The following is a 16,495-nucleotide window of genomic DNA, read 5'->3' as shown; positions in this document are numbered from 1 at the left end:
ATTCATCAAGGAGACAGGCGCAATGACCGGGAAAACGCAGCATGCAAACGTTCGTCGACCGGTCATTGCCCTGGTGTCCTGCCTGCTGTCGGGCGGTGCGTTCGGCGCGCCGCAACCGATTACGAATCTGCCTTTGCAGGCTGAGGGCGAGCAGCACTGGCGCCTGCCTGCGGGGCACTACCAAGGCTCGTTCAGTATCGATCAGCCGATGACGCTCACTTGCGCACCAGAGGCGGTATTCGAGGCGCAAGGCGAGGGCAATGGCTTGATCATTCACGCGCCAAACGTGCAGGTCCAGGGCTGCACCTTCCTGGACTGGGGCCACGACCTTACGGCCATGAACGCCGCCGTGTTCATCCAGCCCGGGGCAACAGGCGCCGTGGTGCGCGGTAATCGGATGCAAGGCCAGGGCTTCGGTATCTGGGTCGATGGCACGCGGGACGTCAGCCTGATCGACAACCGCATCCAGGGCGACCCCAGCCTGCGCTCCCAGGACCGGGGCAACGGCATCCATTTGTATGCGGTGCACGGCGCCCGGGTCATCGGTAATCAGGTGCGCGAAACCCGTGACGGCATCTACATCGACACCTCCAATGGCAACCTGCTCCAGGGCAATACGCTGGAGGATCTGCGCTACGGCGTGCATTACATGTTCGCCAACGATAACCGCCTGCTGGACAACGTCACCCGGCGTACCCGCACCGGTTATGCCTTGATGCAAAGCCGCCAATTGACGGTGATCGGCAATCGCTCCGAACAGGACCAGAACTACGGGATCCTGATGAACTACATCACTTATTCCACCCTGCGCGACAACTTCGTCAGCGACGTGCGCGACGGGTCCACCGGCGACACCATGATCAGCGGCGCCGAGGGCAAGGCCCTGTTCATCTACAACTCGTTGTTCAACCGCATCGAAGGCAACCATTTCGAGCGCAGCGCCGTGGGCATCCACCTGACGGCCGGCTCGGAGGACAACCGCATCGCCGGCAATGCCTTCGTCCACAACCAGCGCCAGGTCAAATACGTGGCCACGCGGTTGCAGGAATGGTCGGCGGACGGGCGCGGCAATTATTGGAGCGATTACCTGGGTTGGGATCGCAACGGCGACGGCCTGGGGGATGTGGCCTATGAACCCAACGACAACGTCGATCGCCTGCTGTGGCTGTATCCCCAGGTGCGGTTGTTGATGAACAGTCCGGGGATCGAGCTGCTGCGCTGGGTGCAGCGGGCGTTCCCGGTGATGAAATCTCCCGGGGTAATGGATAGTCATCCGCTGATGGAAACCCCTGTCCAGCCCCCACCACGCAACAGTGCCCAGGAGAACGCGTCTTGAACGTCGTCGAGATCGAAGGGGTCAGCCAGCGTTATGGCGATGTCGCCGTGCTGCGCGGGCTGGACTTGACCCTGGCCCAAGGCGAGGTGCTCGGGTTGTTCGGGCACAACGGTGCGGGCAAGACCACCACCATGAAGTTGATCCTCGGTTTGCTGCGAGCCAGCGAGGGGGAGGTGCGTGTGTTCGGTCGCGCACCCAGCGACCCGAGTGTCCGGCAGATGCTCGGTTATCTGCCCGAGAACGTGATGTTCTACCCGCAGTTGAGCGGGCTGGAAACCTTGCGCCATTTCGCCCGGCTCAAAGGCGCGGCACCGGCGCAGGTGGAGCGTCTGCTGGAGGAAGTGGGGCTGGCGGGCGCCGCCAGGCGGCGCGTGAGGACCTATTCCAAGGGCATGCGCCAGCGCCTCGGCCTGGCCCAGGCGCTGCTCGGCCAGCCGCGCCTGTTATTGCTGGACGAACCGACCGTGGGCCTGGACCCCATCGCCACCCAGGACCTTTATCAATTGCTCGATCGCCTGCGTTGGCAGGGCACCAGCATCATTCTCTGCTCGCACGTGTTGCCGGGGGTGGAAGCGCACATCAACCGCGCCGCGATTCTGACCCGGGGTCGGCTGTTGGCCCTGGGCAGCCTGGCCCGGCTGCGGGAGGACGCGGGACTACCGACGCTGATCCGCGCCTCGGGCCTGTCACGGGCCGACTGGCTTCGCCAGCATTGGCGCAGTGAAGGGCACGCCACCCAGGGCTGGGGCGCGGAAGGGGTGCAGGTGTCCGCGCCGGACGGCAGCAAACTGAAATTGCTGCGCCAGTTGCTGGCCCAGGACGACCCGACGGATGTCGAGATCAAGCCGCCGTCCCTGGAGGACCTGTACCGTCATTACATGGTCCGTGCCGCCGCCGAGGAGGGCAGCCTATGAACCCGGTCTGGAACATGGCCCGCAAGGAGTTCAGCGATGGCCTGCGCAATCGCTGGTTGTTGGCTATCAGCCTGTTGTTCGCGGTGTTGGCGATCGGCATCGCCTGGCTCGGCGCGGCGGCATCCGGTCAGTTGGGGTTTACCTCGGTGCCCGCCACGGTGGCGAGCCTGTCCAGCCTGGCGACGTTCCTGATGCCGCTGATTGCCTTGCTGCTGGCCTACGACGCGATTGTCGGCGAAGACGAGAACGGCACGCTGCTGCTGTTGCTGACCTACCCGTTGGGGCGCGGCCAATTGCTCTTGGGCAAGTTTGTCGGGCACGGCTTGATCCTGGCCCTGGCCACCTTCATCGGCTTTGGCTGTGCGATGCTGGCCATCGCTCTGCTAGTGGACGATGTTCAGTTGGGCTTGCTGCTCCGGGCCTTTGGCCGGTTCATGTTGTCCAGCACGCTGCTGGGCTGGGTGTTCCTCGGGCTGGCCTATGTGCTGAGCAGCGTGTCGGCAGAGAAATCCACCGCCGCCGGATTGGCGCTCGGGGTGTGGTTTTTCTTCGTGCTGGTGTTCGACCTGGCCTTGCTGGCGCTGCTGGTGCTGAGCGAGGGGAGGTTCAGCCCTGAGCTGCTGCCATGGCTGCTGCTGTTCAACCCTACGGACGTGTATCGGCTGATCAACCTGACCGGGTTCGATGCGGCGTCCAGCGGTGCCGCAGTGTTGACCCTGGGCAGCGATTTGCCGGTGTCGGCGCCTTTGCTCTGGTTGTGCCTGGGCCTGTGGATGGCAATCCCGTTGTGGCTGGCCTACCGGTTGTTCAATCGCCGGTGCCCGTGAATGTCTGACTTGATCAAGGGAGCATGCAACGATGAATAGAGTGTCTTTGAAGACGGGCCGCCTCTTGGCCGGGTTATTGATGTGCCTGGCGTTGGCGGCGTGCGACAAGGCCGAGCCACCTGCGGCCAGCGAGGCGGCGCTGGCGTTCCATTCCAGTGATGAGTGCCATGTGTGCGGCATGGTCATCACTGACTTTCCCGGGCCCAAGGGCGCGGCGGTCGGGACAGGAGGCGTGAAGAAGTTCTGCTCGCCGGCGGAAATGCTGGGTTGGTGGTTGCAGCCGGAAAACCATCGGGCCGACGTCAAGCTGTATGTCCACGACATGGGGCGCAGCCATTGGGATGCGCCGGATGATGCCCATCTGATCGACGCCCGCAGCGCGTACTTCGTCATTGGCAGCGGGCTCAAAGGCGCCATGGGCGTGGTATTGGCTTCGTTCGCCGATCCCCAGGCGGCAGAAAAACTGGCGAGCGATACCGGCGGCCGGGTGCTGCGCCTGGAAGACATCGATCAGAAACTGCTGGGGCAGGTGAGCGCCATGGCGCCGATGAACCACTGATATTACCTGGGCACTGAACCGCTCTATTGCCAGCACCGAACCGCTTTTTGTGGCGAGGGAGCTTGCTCCCGCTGGGCTGCGCAGCAGCCCCAAGGCCAGGCGCCGCGGTGTGTCAGGTTGATGTGGGCAGCTTCATGGGGGCGCTTCGCGCCCAGCGGGAGCAAGCTCCCTCGCCACAAAAGCGGCCTTCGTTTGCTGGACGTCCGCGTGTGCTCACGGATGGGGAGTTTAGTTTTTGAAGAAGTGGAACTCGGAGCGTCCCTGGCGACATTTCCACGCAGGAGCGAGGGAACGATCGACAGCCCCTGACACACAGCTGAACGGCTGTTGTGGCGAGGGAGCTTGCTCCCGCTGGGCTGCGCAGCAGCCCCAAGGCCAGGCGCCGCGGTGTGTCAGGTTGATGTGGGCAGCTTCATGGGGGCGCTTCGCACCCCAGCGGGAGCAAGCTCCCTCGCCACAAAGGTATTCCAAGCCAGGAGGAGGGGGCGCGGTGCGTACCAGCTTCTCATCCCATGGAAGTGTCCACCCACTACCCAAGTAGCATTCGTCGCCCCGGCGCGGCTTCGTACACTCAGGGCTCCTATCACGCACCCGCCGGAGGCGATGATGCAGCAGAGCGAAGGTGTGGTGAGCGCCATGTCCCAGGCGACCGACGTCCAGCAGGTGGCCCAGGCGCTGGCGCGGCAGTTGTTGCACCCGCACCTGGGGTTCGTGCTGTTTTTCTGTTCCGCCGAGTACGACTTGCCGGCCCTGGGCCAGGCGCTGTCCCAGAGTTTTGGCGGGATTCGCCTGGTGGGCTGCACCAGCGCCGGGGAAATCACCGCCCAGGGCTACGGTCGCAACTGTGTGACGGCGGTGGGGTTCGATCATCGACACTTTTCCATTGCCGCCGAGCTGATCGGTGAAATGGAGCACTTCAGCCTGATCGACGCCCAGCAAATGGTCGAGCGCCTGGCCAGCGGCTGTCGCAGCAACGCCTTGGCGCCGATCAAGGGCCACAGTTTCGCCTTGACCCTGCTCGACGGCCTGTCCAGCCGCGAGGAAATGGTGCTGGCGGCCTTGAGCGCCGCGTTGGGGGATATCCCGCATTTCGGCGGCTCGGCCGGCGATGACAACTACCTGACCCACACCCACGTCTACTTCGAAGGCCAGTTCCACAGCGGCGCGGCCGTGGTGGTGCTGATCAACACCTGGCTGGAGTTCGAGGTCTTCACCACCCACCACATCCTGCCCCGGGACGAGAAACTGGTGGTGACCGGCGCCGACAGTGCTTCGCGCCGGGTCTATGAGCTCAACGCCGAACCCGCCGCCGAGGAATATGCCCGGCACATCGGCGTTCCAGTGAGCGCCCTCGACTACCGAGTCTTCGCCGCCCATCCCCTGGCGGTGCGGATCAACGACCAGTACTACGTGCGGGCGATCCAGCAGGTGCACCCGGACCTGAGCCTGAGTTTCTACTGTGCGGTGGAGAACGGCATCGTCCTCACCGCGATGACCCCCGGTCCCTTGCTGCACAACCTGCAAACACTGTTCGACGGTTTGCAGGCGCGCCTCGGCGACTTGCTGCTGACCATCGGCTGCGATTGCTTCCTGCGGCGCCTGGAGCTGGAAGACCGCGGTGGCCTGGAACAGATCGGCGAGTTCCTGCGCGAACAACGGGTGATGGGGTTCAACACCTATGGAGAACAGTTCAATGGCATGCACATCAACCAGACGTTCACCGGAGTTGCCATTGCCCGACATCGCGTCCCCGGCCATCGCTGACCTGCAGGTCCAGCTCGCCAGCCTGCAACACGAAAACCGCAAGTTGCGGCGCATCAACGCGGCGCTGATCGAGCGGGTGGAGTCCGGTGTGACCCGCGGCAACGACCCCTATGCGGCGTTCCAGCACTCGGTGGTGCTGGCCGAGCAGGTGCGTGAGCGCACCGACGCGCTGAACCAGGCCATGGCCGAGCTCAAGGCCGGCAATCACTTGCTGGGCGAGGCGCGACTGCGGGCGGAAACTGCCCACCGGCACCTGATCGACGCCATCGAGAGCATCTCCGATGCGTTTGTGCTGTTCGACGAGCAGCAACGCATCGTCCTGTTCAACAGCCGCTTCAAGGCCTTCTGGGCCAACAGTCGGGTGCGCATCATCGCCGGGATGCGTCTTTCCGAGGTCAAGCGCTTGATGACCGCCAACGGCTTGTTCAGCGAAGAGCCCCGCGGCCAGGCCGACGAGCACGTGTTGTATCGCTTGCAGGACGGACGCTGGCTGCAGGTCAGCGAGCGGCCGACCCAGGAAGGCGGGCGAGTGATCCTCTTTACTGACATCACCGACGTCAAGCTCAGCGAAACCGTGCGCCGCGAGCAGGCCATCGCGCAGAAGTCCCACCTGTTGCAGCGGGCGGTGGACAACCTGTCCCAGGGTGTGGCGATGGTCAATGCCCAAGGCGTGCTGGAACTGTGGAACCGGCGCTTCCTTGAACTCAGTGGCCTGGCCCCGGTGGCGGCCCACCGGCCCTTCAACGAAGTGATCGGCGACAGTGAGCTGCAACTGCTGACCCCGGCCAGTCGCGACAGCAACGGCCGGTTGATCCATGAATGCGAGCAGCGCCTGTCCGATGGCCGCGTCTTGGAGATCCGCACGCATCCATTGCCCACCGGCGGTTACGTCAACACGTTTACTGACATCACCGAGCGTTACCAGCACGCCGAGGCACTGAGCGAAAGCGAGCGCTGGATCCGCCTGATCACCGACCATGTGCCGGCGCTGATCGCCTACCTCAACGCCGACCTGGTCTACGAATTCACCAACAAGGTCTATGAGCAGTGGTATTGCTGGCCCCGCGGCGTGATGCTCGGCCAGAGCCTGCGCGAAGCCCATAGCGAGCAGCATTACCAGCGCCTGGAAGCCTACGTGGACCGGGCATTGGCGGGTGAGAGCGTCACCTTTGAATTCGCCGAGACCAACATCAACAACCAGGAGCGCTACATGCTGCGCTCCTACGTGCCGAACCGCCTGGCCAACGGCGAAGTGGTCGGGATCTTCGTGCTGATCCGCGACATCACCGAACGCCGCCGCACCGCCGAGGCATTGCACCAGGCTTACCAGAACCTGGAACAGCGAGTCCAGGAGCGCACGGCCGAACTGACCACCCTCAACGACCAGTTGCTGCGGGAGATCGACGAGCGCAGCCGGGTGGAATTGCGCCTGCGGGAGGCCAAGCGCGAGGCCGAGCAAGCCAACCTGTCGAAGACCAAATTTCTCGCAGCGGTCAGCCATGACCTGCTGCAACCGCTCAACGCCGCACGCTTGTTCACCAGTGCCCTGCTCGAACGTCGCGAGCCGGTGGCCAACGCGCAATTGGTGCGCAACGTCAGCAATTCGCTGCAGGACGTCGAGAACCTGCTGGGCACCCTGGTGGACATTTCCAAGCTGGACGCCGGGGTGATCAAGGCCGATGTCGCGCCGTTCGGCCTTAGCGAATTGCTGGACAACCTGGCCGCCGAATACGCCCAGATCGCCCGCAGCGAAGGGCTGGAGCTGCACTATGTCGGCTGTTCGGTGCTGGTGCGCAGCGACATGCAATTGCTCGCGCGGATCCTGCGCAACCTGCTGAGCAACGCCATTCGCTACACCCCCAGCGGTCGGGTGGTGCTGGGCTGCCGGAGGCATCGCCAGCGCGTGTCGATCCAGGTCTGGGACAGCGGCATCGGCATTGCCGAGAATCGCCTGGAGGAAATATTCCAGGAATTCAAGCGCGGCGACGTCCAGCGCCCGAACCAGGACCGTGGGTTGGGCCTGGGCCTGGCGATTGTCGAGAAAATCGCCGGGATCCTCGGGCACCGGATCCAGGTGCGCTCCTGGCCGGGCAAGGGCTCGATGTTCGCCATCGACGTGCCGCTGAGCGCCACCGCACCCAAGCCGTTGCCGTGCCTGGACATGAGCGAGCCGATGCTGGAACGACTGCGGGGGGCACGGGTCTGGGTGCTGGATAACGATGCGGCGATCTGCGCCGGCATGCGCACCTTGCTGGAGGGTTGGGGTTGCCAGGTGGTGACGGCGTTGTCGGAGCAGGACCTGGCCCGCCAAGTGGACAACTACCACGCCGAGGCCGACCTGTTGATCGCCGATTACCACCTGGACCACGATCAGAACGGTGTGGACGCCGTGGCCCGGATCAACGCCCGCCGGGCCTCACCGATCCCGGCCATGATGATCACCGCCAACTACAGCAACGAACTCAAGCAGCAGATCCGCGAGCGCGGCCACACCCTGATGCACAAGCCGGTGCGGCCGATGAAGCTCAAGATTGCGATGAGCCATCTGCTAAGCCAATCCCAGGGTCATTGAACCGAACGGCTTTTGTGGCGAGGGAGCTTGCTCCCGCTGGGGCGCGAAGCGGCCCCAAAATCCAGGCACCTCGGTGTGTCAGGCTTGTTCAGAATGGGGCTGCTTCGCAGCCCAGCGGGAGCAAGCTCCCTCGCCACATGTCCCTGTAGTGTTCAACCGTTCAACGCCGCAAATAGGCCCCGAAATCAATATCCCCGGCACTGAGGATCGCCTGCACCCGGTTGTGCACATTAAGCTTGCGCAGGATCGCCGAGACGTGGGCCTTGACCGTGGTTTCGGCGATGTCCAGGGTGTAGGCGATCTGCTTGTTCGACTCGCCCTTGGTCATGCGTTCGAGCACCAGCAGTTGCTTGCGAGTCAGGGCCTGGAGCAGTTCCGGTGGGAACGCCGGGGTTTCGTTCAGGCGGCGGCCCGTCGGGCTTTTTTGTGTGCGGATGATGTCGGGCGGCAGGTACACGTTGCCGTTGAGGATCTGTTCGATGGCGTCGGTCATTTGCGAGCGTGGGGAGGATTTGGTGATGAAACCCACCGCGCCATAGGTGATGGCCTGCAACACCACTTGCTTGTCCTGCTCGGCAGAAACGATCACCACGGGGATGGTTGGCGCCTCGTTGCGCAGGTTGATCAGGCCATTGAGCCCGTGCATGCCGGGCATGTTCAGGTCCAGCAGGATCAGGTCCAGGTCGTCGTGTTCGGCGGTCAAGGCCAGGGCACTGTCGAGGTCGGCGGTCTCCATGACCTCGCTGCCAGGAAAACCGTCGCTGATGACGTTGTGGATGGCTTCGCGAAACAGTGGGTGATCGTCGGCTATCAGGATTTTATACATGGCCATTCACCTCGTTATTGTCGTGTGGGGCAGGGCAGTTGCACGCATTTCTTGCACATTCAGGGAAAGGGTTCGGGCCGGGCCGCTTGCAGGGGCAGGTTCGCCGCCTCCCAGGCGTCAAGGCCATCGCGGTACCAATACAAATGCTTATAGCCCATGGCAGCGGCGCGTTTTACCGCGTTCCAGCTCAGCCAGCAATCCGAGCGGCAATAAAAGACCAGCGGTCGCTCCAGCCGCCCGCCGGTGGCCGTGCGCAGGTGATGGCTGAAGTAGTCCTGCCAGGTCGGGTCGAGATCGCCGTCCCCGGTATTGGCCAGCCAGAGGCTGCCGGGGAGGTTGGCATGGGGTTCGTTGTCGATGAAACGTCCCTGGACCCATGGACGACGGTAGACGTCGATCAGCAGCGGAGGCTGGGCTTGGTCGAGCAGGCGTTGCAGGGCTTGGGTGTCGAGGGTCTGGGCGCCGTCGACGGTGGCGGGTGTCGGGCTGCGGTATTGGGCGATGCGATAGCCCTGGGCTGAAAACAGCGCGGTCTCGGCCTGCGCGACATTCAGCGCCAGGCCCAGCAGGAGGATCGCCAGCAAACGGGGCATAGGATTTATCCTTTTTGTTATGCGCCCATTACATGCCAGGGTCGAGGTCTTGTGAATGCGACCATGGACAGGAAAACCGGTACTAAAGTAGTAATTTTGGCCATGGACCCTGGGCTGAGCCCTTGTGAAGAACCCTTGTGGGAGCGAGCTTGCTCGCGATAGCGGTGTGTCAGTCAACATCATCGCTGGATGATCCGCCGCCATCGCGAGCAAGCTCGCTCCCACAGGGGATTCTACCCACAGGAGGATTGGCTTGGGGCCGGTTCAGCTGGCCTTGCGCAACGCCGCATGCTGCGGATTGAACGTCCACACCGCCAACAACGCGAACACCAGGGTCAAGCCCACGCACACCGCCATCGCCAGCAGGTTGAACTGCTCATACAGCGCATAACGCACCAACTCCACGCCATGGGTGAACGGGCTGACCGCGCAGAGCCAGTACAGCCACGGGCTGGCTTCCTGCATTTTCCATAGCGGGTACAGCGCCGAGGACAGGAAGAACATCGGGAAGATCACGAAATTCATCACCCCGGCGAAGTTCTCCAATTGCCGGATGGCATTGGACAACAACAGGCCCAGGGCACTGAGCATCAGCGCTACCAGCAGCAGCGCCGGCAAGGCCAGCAGCAGGCCCATGGCCGGCGGTTGGATGCCGTACAGCCAGGCGATGGCGAGAAAGGCATAGACCTGCAACAGCGAGATCAGCGACGTCGCCAGCAACTTGCTCGCCAGCAGGAACGCCCGGGGCAGGGGACTGGTGAGCAGCACGCGCATGCTGCCCATTTCCCGGTCGTAGACCATCGACAGCGAGCCCTGCATGCCGTTGAACAACAGGATCATGCAGGCCAGCCCCGGCACGATGTACACCTCGTAGGGGATGTAGGTGTCGTAGGGGGCGATGATGGCGATGCCCAGTGCCGCGCGAAAGCCGGCGGCGAACACCAGTAGCCACAGCAGTGGCCGGACCAGGGCGCTGAGCAGCCGGGTGCGTTGCAGCACGAAGCGCAGCCATTCGCGCATGACGATGCCGCTGAAACAGTGCCAGTACACGCTCATGGCCGGGCTCCCGAAGCGGTCAAATGGGTGAAGGCCGAACCGAGGGTGCCGCCGTGTTCCTGGCTCACCGCATCGGCCTTGCCGCTGGCGACCAGGCGGCCCTGGTGCACGATCAACAGGTCATCGCTGGGCTGCACTTCGTCCAGCAGGTGAGTGGTCCAGAGCACGCTGATGCCTTGCTCGCGGCACAGTTGCCGGATGTGCAGGCCGAGGGCGAGGCGGCTGGCCGGATCGAGGCCGACGCTGGGTTCGTCCAGCAGCAGCAAGTGCGGTTCGTGGAGCAGGGCCCGGGCGATTTCCACCCGACGGCGATGGCCGCCGTTGAGGTCGCGCACCCGTTCATGGCGCCGCTCGATCAGGTGCTGGCGGGTCAGTTCGGCGTCGAGGCGGGCGCTGCCCTGGCGTCGGGAAAAACCATGCAGCGCCAGGTGGTAGCGCAGGTTCTGTTCGATGCTCAAGTCCAGGTCCAGGGTACTTTGTTGGAACACCACACCCAACTGGCGCAAGGCCGGACGCGGAGCATTTTGCAGAGAATGACCGTCGATGTGGATCTCGCCACGCTGCAGGTCGTACAGGCGGGTGAGCAGGGCGATCAGCGTCGACTTACCAGCACCGTTGGGTCCCAGCAGCGCGGCGAAACGTCCAGCGGGCAGGCGGAAACTCATCTGCTTGAGGGCTTCGCGTGCGCCATAGGCAAAGCTCAGGTCGCTGACCTCCAGGGCGTTCATGGCGTCACCACCACACCCCATGGATAGCGGCCGACTTTCACTGACTTCAGGACTTTGCGGCTCTCTACATCGATCACCGAGACATCGCCGCTGACGCCATTGGTCGCCAGCAGTTGCTTCTGGTCTGGGGTGAACGCCAGTTGCCACACTCGTCGGCCCACCAGCAGGTAGTCCAGCACTTCGAAGGTCTTGGCGTCGATCACCGCCACATGGTTGGCCGGGCCCAGGGCGACGAACGCCAGCGTGCCATCGGCACTGAGCTTGATGCCCACCGGCTGGACCTTGTCCGGGTGCACGCCCTTGATCTGGAAGGTCAAGGTCTTGAGCACCTGGCGCGTGGCGACGTCGAGAATGGTCAAGGTGCCGCCGATCTCCGCCGAGGCCCAGAGCTGCGTACCGTCGCGATTGAATTCGACGAAACGCGGGCGCTGGTCCACCAAGGTATTGTCGGCCAAGGTCTGGGTGCTGGTGTCGATCCAGTGCAGCATGTTCGTGGTTTCACTGGTGTTGACCGCCCACTTGCCGTCGGGGCTGACGGCCATGCCTTCGGGCTCGACCCCCACGCCGATCTGGCCCAGGACTTCGGAGGTCTGGGTGTCGATCACCGTGACCAGGGCATCGTCCTCGTTGGACACGTAGAGCCAGCGGTCGTTGGGGTGCAGGGCGAACTGCTCCGGGTCCTTGCCGGACGGCAGTTCCTTGATGATTTTTCGGGTGGCGACGTCCATCACCTGGACCCGGTCCGAGTCGCTGGCGCAGATGTACAGCAGGCGATTGTCATGGGACAGCAGCAGGCCCCGGGGACGCTGGCCTACCGGCAGGGTTTCGATGACTTCCAGGCGCTGCAGGTCGATCAGGCTCAGGCTGTTGTCTTTTTCGTTGGAGACCCAGGCGATGCTGGCGGCGGCGGGGCCGGCGGCGAGCAATGCAGCGCCCAGGGCGAGGGCTTTGCATAGCAGGGTCGGGCGGAGCTGGGCCGGGTAAATCAAGGCGCGGCGCATGGCGGTTTCCTTATTGTTGTTATCGATCAGGGGTAACGGCAGCTCACTTCGGGCTGGTCGTAGCCCAGGCTGTCCATTTCATTGGAAGGGTGGAGGAAGCCGTCCTGGGGCGAAGTGCTGACCAGGGCCCGGGGCTGGACCAGGGGAATCGGTTGGCGCAGTTGGCCATTCCAGGGGCGATAGCTGAGCTTGCGCCCCTTGAAACCGTCCAGCGGCAATTGGTCGCTGAGGGCCAGTTGACGGATGGCGAACGGGTCGTCCTGGCGCAGTTTGCTCACGGCGGCGGCGATGCTGCGCACGGCGATCCAGGCGGCGAAGTCGCGGTCGTTCATCCAGCGCCCGGCCAGGGCTTCGAAGCGTTTTTGCAACTGCGCCGCGCCGTAGGTTTCCACGGTCTTGTGCCAGCCGGTGGGCGTCAGCCCTTGGGTGCCCGCCACCGGGCGCGGGTACCAGGTCTGGTAGGGCAGGTATTCACCGAAGTCGCCGCGTTCGTCGGCCACCAGCACCACGTCGTACTCGGCGGTCTGGGTGAACAGCGGCATGTCGGCCTGGGCGCTGCGGCGCTGGTCGTTGTCGAACTGCCAGGCCTTCTCGGCGACGGTCTTCATGCCGAAGCGCTTCATGGCCCGGCGCAAGGCAGCGGCGTAGGCCTGGTCCTCGGGCGTCTGGCCGACGACCAGCAAGGCCCGCTGCCATTTGCGCACGACGCTGAACTGCACCAGGGCATCGGCGAGCATGGCACGGTCGGGCAGGCTGTGCAGCACGTTGACCAGGCAGTCGGTGGTGCGCAGGCTGTCGTCGGGACTGCCGGCGTTGAACAGCAGGCTGTCGGGCAGGGCGGCGCTGAGCTGGCGCAGGCTGGCGGCCGGTGCGTTGACCACGAACAACCGCAGGCCGTGGTCGTGTTGGGTTCGGGCGGCCTGGAGCAGGGCTTCGGGCGTGTCGGCGCTGGCGCTTTCCAGGCGGTAGTCGTGCTTGAGGAAACGCCCGGTGCTGTTGCTGTCGACGATCGCCAGCTCAGCGCCGCGCAAGCCGGCATCGGCCGGTTCGGCGATGACATTGGAGAGCAGCGGGCCCGGGTTGGGGCGATAAGCCAGGTAGCCGATGCGCACTTGCAACGGTGCGGCATCGCCGGCGTGAGCGGTTGTCGCTGCCAGCAGAAAAACCAGGGCGTAACTGACGAGCCGGCGCATGACGTCCTCCATTGCGGGTAGCGCCAGCATAGGAAGGCCGCGGCCAAGGGGAAATATGCAGAAAGTACCGCCGGGGCAGTACCAAGGTAGTAACTCGCCTTGGCGGCCGGGGTTTTAGGATGCAAGGCAATCGTTATTGACCAGGAGTGGACAGACCATGCGGATTCTCAAGACCCTGCTGCTGCCGTTCCTGTTGATCCTGAGCTTGGTCGGTGTGGATCGTCCCAAAACCTGGAAACCCCCAAGCCCCCCTGTGGGAGCGAGCTTGCTCGCGATAGCGGTGGTTCAGTCGACCACGGTATTGAATGTGCCGCCGTCATCGCGAGCAAGCTCGCTCCCACAGGGGATGGGTGTCAATTCAGGGCAGGAACGTTAGCCATGTCAGCCCTCTGGCGAATCAACCTCTGGGTTTGCGCCTTCTTCGCCCTGGTCACCCTGGCCTGTGCCGTCCTGCTGTTGCACCAGGCCATGGCCGATGTGAAACGTGAATTGCAATCGGCCGAGTCGGTGGTGCATTACCTGCGCGAAACCGCCGAGCGCGACCCGGCCAGTCTCCAGCCACGGTTGACCGGCAGCCTGCGTCATGTGCGGGTCCGTTGGTTGGTTCCCGGCGAGCTGTTCCCGGCGGATGAGGAAGGGGTGAAGGCCTTGCTCGGCCGCCGCCTGCTGGACGATGGCCCGGCGGCCCAGGTGGTGGATTTGCCTGACGGTCGACGGGCATGGATTGCCGTCGATCCGCGGGACGAGATCGACGAGATCCTCGATTCATTGGTGCAACTGTTGTACGTCTGCGCCTTGGCGTTGTTACTCAGCCTGTTGGTGATCCGCTGGGCGGTACGGCGTGGCATGCGTTTGCTCGACGAGCTACTGCAAGCGCTGCGCCAGGTGTCTGCGGGAAACCTGCAGGTGCGCCTGGGCACTGAAGGTGTGCCGGAGGCGCAGCAATTGGCGGGGCATTTCAACCGCATGACCGCTGCCTTGGCCGAGGCCCAGGCCGATAACGCCCGGCTCACCCAGGCCTTGCTGGCGGTGCAGGAGCAGGAGCGCACTCGGTTGGCCCAGACCCTGCACGACGACCTGGGGCAATACGTGGCCGGTATTCGTGCCCGTGCCTGCCTGCTGCGGCTGGTGATGGATCAACCGCCGACGCTGGAACAGACCGTCAGCCAGCTTGAAGACCATTGCGAGCATTTGCAGCAGGGGTTCCGGGCGCTGGTGCATGACTTTTACCCGGTGGTGTTGCAGCACCTGCCGTTATGTGAGGCCATCGAGGTGTTGGCCGGGCGATGGCAGGCAACCCAGGGCATCGCCTGCCAGTTGCGGATCGATACCGCCCTGCCACCCATGTCGGGGCCCGACAAGACCCATCTGTATCGGTTGTTGCAGGAAGCGTTGACCAACGTTGCCCGACATGCCGGTGCCACGCAGGTACGGATTCGCCTGCAACATCGCGCCGGACGCTTGCGCTTGCTGGTGCGCGACAACGGTCAGGGCGCGCCGCAACCACCGCGTGCGGGCGTGGGCCTGCATTCGATGGCCGAACGGGCACGCAGCCTTGGCGGTGAGTTGCGTGTCATCAGCCAGCCCGGTGCCGGTTGGGCGCTGGCCTTGAATATTGCCTGGGAGGCGTGATGAACATTTTGTTGGTGGATGACCATGCGGTGGTGCGGCAGGGCTATGCCAGTTTGTTGCGGGTACTGATGCCGGACCTGCAGGTCCGCGAAGCGGCCACGGGTGAAGAGGCGCTGAGCCAGGTGCTGGAGCAGGTGCCTCATCTGGTGATCATGGACTTCGGCTTGCCCGGGATCAGTGGCTTGGAAACCACCCGGCGGCTGCGCCAGCGACTGCCGCAACTGCGGGTGTTGTTCTTCAGCATGCACGACGAACTGCCGCTGGTGCGCCAGGCGCTGGATGCGGGTGCGGCGGGCTACCTGACCAAGAACTCGGCGCCCCAGGTGCTGGTGGAAGCGGTGCGGCGGGTGCTTGGGGGCCATGCCTACATCGAACAGTCCTTGGCCACGCAACTGGCCTGCGCCAGCTCGCGACAGGCTGTCGATCCACGCCTGCAATGCATGACCCAGCGGGAGCTGGAGATTTTCGTCATGCTCGCCAAGGGTACCCCGGCCCGGACCATCGCCGAACAGCTGTGCATCAGCGCCAAGACCGTGTCCAACCACCTGACGCTGCTCAAGAGCAAGTTGCAGGTCAGTTCCCATGCCGAGCTGGTGCATTTGGGGATCGATATGGGGGTGGTGCGGGTGGCCGGTTAATGTTTGATTTGAAATGCGATCACCTGTGGCGAGGGAGCTTGCTCCCGCTGGGGTGCGGAGCGCCCCCAAAACCCGGCACCTCGGTGTGTCAGGCTCATTGAGTTGACCCTATTGGGGGCTGCTTCGCACCCCAGCGGGAGCAAGCTCCCTCGCCACAAGGATTTGTGTGATCCAGAGCCTTCACTGATCCCAGGACGTTGGGCACCCGGTACAGCCCTGCATATTCGCATCCTGGAAATTCCCATAATGCTGGCGAGAACCGCTCAAGTTGGCCTGTTCCAGGTTGCTTTCGCCGAGCTTGGCTTCTTGCAGGTTGGCGTCGCGCAGGTTGGCGCCCTTGAGGTCGGCCTTGCTCAGCCAGGCCATTTCCAGGTCTGCGGCTTGCAGATTGGCCTCGTGCAGGCGGGCACCGGACAGGCGAGCGAATTGGAGGTAGGCCGCCGTCAGGTCGGCACGCTGGAATTGCGCGCCTTGGGCGAACAGGCCCCAACCCTGGATCGCCATGAGCGTGGCACCGCTGAAGTCCGCCAGGCGCAGGTTGCTTTGTTGCAGGCTGGCACGGGTCAGGTTGGCGCCTTGTAGCTGGGCTTTCTCAAGGTTGGCCAAGTCCAGCCGCGCGTGCCGCAGGTCGGCATCGCGCAGGTCGGCGCCGCTGAGGTTCATTTTGCGCAGGTCCTGGTTCGCCAGTTGTGCGCCGCGCAGGTTGGCGCCGGGGCATTGGCTGGATTCGGCGATGGTGCAGCCGTTGATGGTCAGTGGGGTGTCGGGGTCGTCGGCATGGGCAAAGGTGCCGATGAACAGCAGCAGCAATGGCAAAAATTTCATGACTCGAACTCGCTTTTCTGTGGGAGCGAGC

15 protein-coding genes are annotated in these 16,495 nt (G+C 64.0%); 8 read left to right on the top strand and 7 right to left on the bottom strand.

Annotated features, from left to right (window positions below; translation table 11 throughout):
- The first annotated feature begins 22 nt into the window (after positions 1 to 22).
- From ACLH0I_RS16785 to nahK, 6 genes are all read left to right on the top strand, one after another.
- Positions 23 to 1,336 carry a nitrous oxide reductase family maturation protein NosD gene (locus ACLH0I_RS16785; protein WP_411384825.1) on the top strand — a complete coding sequence of 438 codons (1,314 nt, stop codon included), beginning with the start codon at positions 23 to 25 and terminating at the stop codon, positions 1,334 to 1,336.
- Positions 1,333 to 2,250: an ABC transporter ATP-binding protein gene (locus ACLH0I_RS16780; protein WP_411384824.1), complete on the top strand. Its 918-nt coding sequence runs from the start codon at positions 1,333 to 1,335 to the stop codon at positions 2,248 to 2,250. Before ACLH0I_RS16785 ends, ACLH0I_RS16780 begins: the two co-directional genes overlap by 4 nt.
- Positions 2,247 to 3,077: an ABC transporter permease gene (locus tag ACLH0I_RS16775; protein WP_411384823.1), complete on the top strand. Its 831-nt coding sequence runs from the start codon at positions 2,247 to 2,249 to the stop codon at positions 3,075 to 3,077. Before ACLH0I_RS16780 ends, ACLH0I_RS16775 begins: the two co-directional genes overlap by 4 nt.
- A gap of 31 nt (positions 3,078 to 3,108) precedes the next feature.
- Positions 3,109 to 3,636: a nitrous oxide reductase accessory protein NosL gene (locus ACLH0I_RS16770; RefSeq protein WP_411384822.1), complete on the top strand. Its 528-nt coding sequence runs from the start codon at positions 3,109 to 3,111 to the stop codon at positions 3,634 to 3,636.
- A gap of 606 nt (positions 3,637 to 4,242) precedes the next feature.
- On the top strand, positions 4,243 to 5,400 hold the full coding sequence (nosP, locus tag ACLH0I_RS16765) for a nitric oxide-sensing protein NosP (RefSeq protein WP_411384821.1): 1,158 nt from the start codon (positions 4,243 to 4,245) through the stop codon (positions 5,398 to 5,400).
- On the top strand, positions 5,330 to 7,972 hold the full coding sequence (nahK, locus tag ACLH0I_RS16760) for a hybrid sensor histidine kinase/response regulator NahK/ErcS' (protein ID WP_411384820.1): 2,643 nt from the start codon (positions 5,330 to 5,332) through the stop codon (positions 7,970 to 7,972). Before nosP ends, nahK begins: the two co-directional genes overlap by 71 nt.
- Before the next feature lie 160 nt (positions 7,973 to 8,132).
- On the opposite strand, the gene ACLH0I_RS16755 is transcribed toward nahK, so the two are convergent.
- The 6 genes from ACLH0I_RS16755 to ACLH0I_RS16730 all read right to left on the bottom strand — a co-directional run bounded on the left by ACLH0I_RS16755 (position 8,133) and on the right by ACLH0I_RS16730 (position 13,369).
- The gene (locus tag ACLH0I_RS16755) at positions 8,133 to 8,798 is read right to left on the bottom strand and encodes a response regulator transcription factor (protein ID WP_186731030.1); all 666 of its coding nucleotides are present in this window, start codon (positions 8,796 to 8,798) and stop codon (positions 8,133 to 8,135) included.
- 59 nt (positions 8,799 to 8,857) lie between these two features.
- The gene (locus ACLH0I_RS16750; RefSeq protein ID WP_250962040.1) at positions 8,858 to 9,391 is read right to left on the bottom strand and encodes a PQQ-dependent catabolism-associated CXXCW motif protein; all 534 of its coding nucleotides are present in this window, start codon (positions 9,389 to 9,391) and stop codon (positions 8,858 to 8,860) included.
- 264 nt (positions 9,392 to 9,655) lie between these two features.
- Positions 9,656 to 10,447: an ABC transporter permease gene (locus ACLH0I_RS16745; RefSeq protein WP_411384819.1), complete on the bottom strand. Its 792-nt coding sequence runs from the start codon at positions 10,445 to 10,447 to the stop codon at positions 9,656 to 9,658.
- Positions 10,444 to 11,175 carry an ABC transporter ATP-binding protein gene (locus tag ACLH0I_RS16740; protein ID WP_411384818.1) on the bottom strand — a complete coding sequence of 244 codons (732 nt, stop codon included), beginning with the start codon at positions 11,173 to 11,175 and terminating at the stop codon, positions 10,444 to 10,446. Before ACLH0I_RS16740 ends, ACLH0I_RS16745 begins: the two co-directional genes overlap by 4 nt.
- On the bottom strand, positions 11,172 to 12,176 hold the full coding sequence (locus ACLH0I_RS16735; protein ID WP_411384817.1) for a YVTN family beta-propeller repeat protein: 1,005 nt from the start codon (positions 12,174 to 12,176) through the stop codon (positions 11,172 to 11,174). Before ACLH0I_RS16735 ends, ACLH0I_RS16740 begins: the two co-directional genes overlap by 4 nt.
- Before the next feature lie 26 nt (positions 12,177 to 12,202).
- Complete coding sequence (locus ACLH0I_RS16730; protein WP_411384816.1) at positions 12,203 to 13,369, bottom strand: ABC transporter substrate-binding protein; 1,167 nt, start codon at positions 13,367 to 13,369, stop codon at positions 12,203 to 12,205.
- Positions 13,370 to 13,747: 378 nt separating this feature from the next.
- On the opposite strand from ACLH0I_RS16730, the gene ACLH0I_RS16725 reads away from it, so the two are divergent.
- The gene (locus tag ACLH0I_RS16725) at positions 13,748 to 15,001 is read left to right on the top strand and encodes a histidine kinase (RefSeq protein ID WP_411384815.1); all 1,254 of its coding nucleotides are present in this window, start codon (positions 13,748 to 13,750) and stop codon (positions 14,999 to 15,001) included.
- Complete coding sequence (locus ACLH0I_RS16720; protein ID WP_411384814.1) at positions 15,001 to 15,639, top strand: response regulator; 639 nt, start codon at positions 15,001 to 15,003, stop codon at positions 15,637 to 15,639. The genes ACLH0I_RS16725 and ACLH0I_RS16720 overlap by 1 nt, the downstream gene beginning before the upstream one ends.
- A 180-nt stretch (positions 15,640 to 15,819) precedes the next feature.
- Here the strand turns inward: ACLH0I_RS16720 and ACLH0I_RS16715 are convergent, their stop codons facing one another.
- On the bottom strand, positions 15,820 to 16,464 hold the full coding sequence (locus tag ACLH0I_RS16715) for a pentapeptide repeat-containing protein (protein WP_411384813.1): 645 nt from the start codon (positions 16,462 to 16,464) through the stop codon (positions 15,820 to 15,822).
- Between the last annotated feature and the right edge of the window lie 31 nt (positions 16,465 to 16,495).

The organism is Pseudomonas sp. MPB03 (genome assembly GCF_046605385.1).
GTDB lineage: Bacteria > Pseudomonadota > Gammaproteobacteria > Pseudomonadales > Pseudomonadaceae > Aquipseudomonas > Aquipseudomonas zanjanensis.
Note: the sequence above shows the minus strand (reverse complement) of the source record. Positions and strands in the feature narration are given on the sequence as shown.

Excerpts from the sequence above, each read along its gene's own strand:
- nahK (WP_411384820.1), top strand. The coding sequence starts at position 5,330 with ATGGCATGCACATCAACCAGACGTTCACCGGAGTTGCCATTGCCCGAC.
- ACLH0I_RS16755 (WP_186731030.1), bottom strand. The coding sequence starts at position 8,798 with ATGTATAAAATCCTGATAGCCGACGATCACCCACTGTTTCGCGAAGCC.
- ACLH0I_RS16745 (WP_411384819.1), bottom strand. The coding sequence starts at position 10,447 with ATGAGCGTGTACTGGCACTGTTTCAGCGGCATCGTCATGCGCGAATGG.
- ACLH0I_RS16770 (WP_411384822.1), top strand. The coding sequence starts at position 3,109 with ATGAATAGAGTGTCTTTGAAGACGGGCCGCCTCTTGGCCGGGTTATTG.
- ACLH0I_RS16735 (WP_411384817.1), bottom strand. The coding sequence starts at position 12,176 with ATGCGCCGCGCCTTGATTTACCCGGCCCAGCTCCGCCCGACCCTGCTA.
- ACLH0I_RS16775 (WP_411384823.1), top strand. The coding sequence starts at position 2,247 with ATGAACCCGGTCTGGAACATGGCCCGCAAGGAGTTCAGCGATGGCCTG.
- ACLH0I_RS16740 (WP_411384818.1), bottom strand. The coding sequence starts at position 11,175 with ATGAACGCCCTGGAGGTCAGCGACCTGAGCTTTGCCTATGGCGCACGC.
- ACLH0I_RS16720 (WP_411384814.1), top strand. The coding sequence starts at position 15,001 with ATGAACATTTTGTTGGTGGATGACCATGCGGTGGTGCGGCAGGGCTAT.
- ACLH0I_RS16730 (WP_411384816.1), bottom strand. The coding sequence starts at position 13,369 with ATGCGCCGGCTCGTCAGTTACGCCCTGGTTTTTCTGCTGGCAGCGACA.
- ACLH0I_RS16750 (WP_250962040.1), bottom strand. The coding sequence starts at position 9,391 with ATGCCCCGTTTGCTGGCGATCCTCCTGCTGGGCCTGGCGCTGAATGTC.
- ACLH0I_RS16785 (WP_411384825.1), top strand. The coding sequence starts at position 23 with ATGACCGGGAAAACGCAGCATGCAAACGTTCGTCGACCGGTCATTGCC.
- ACLH0I_RS16715 (WP_411384813.1), bottom strand. The coding sequence starts at position 16,464 with ATGAAATTTTTGCCATTGCTGCTGCTGTTCATCGGCACCTTTGCCCAT.
- nosP (WP_411384821.1), top strand. The coding sequence starts at position 4,243 with ATGCAGCAGAGCGAAGGTGTGGTGAGCGCCATGTCCCAGGCGACCGAC.
- ACLH0I_RS16725 (WP_411384815.1), top strand. The coding sequence starts at position 13,748 with ATGTCAGCCCTCTGGCGAATCAACCTCTGGGTTTGCGCCTTCTTCGCC.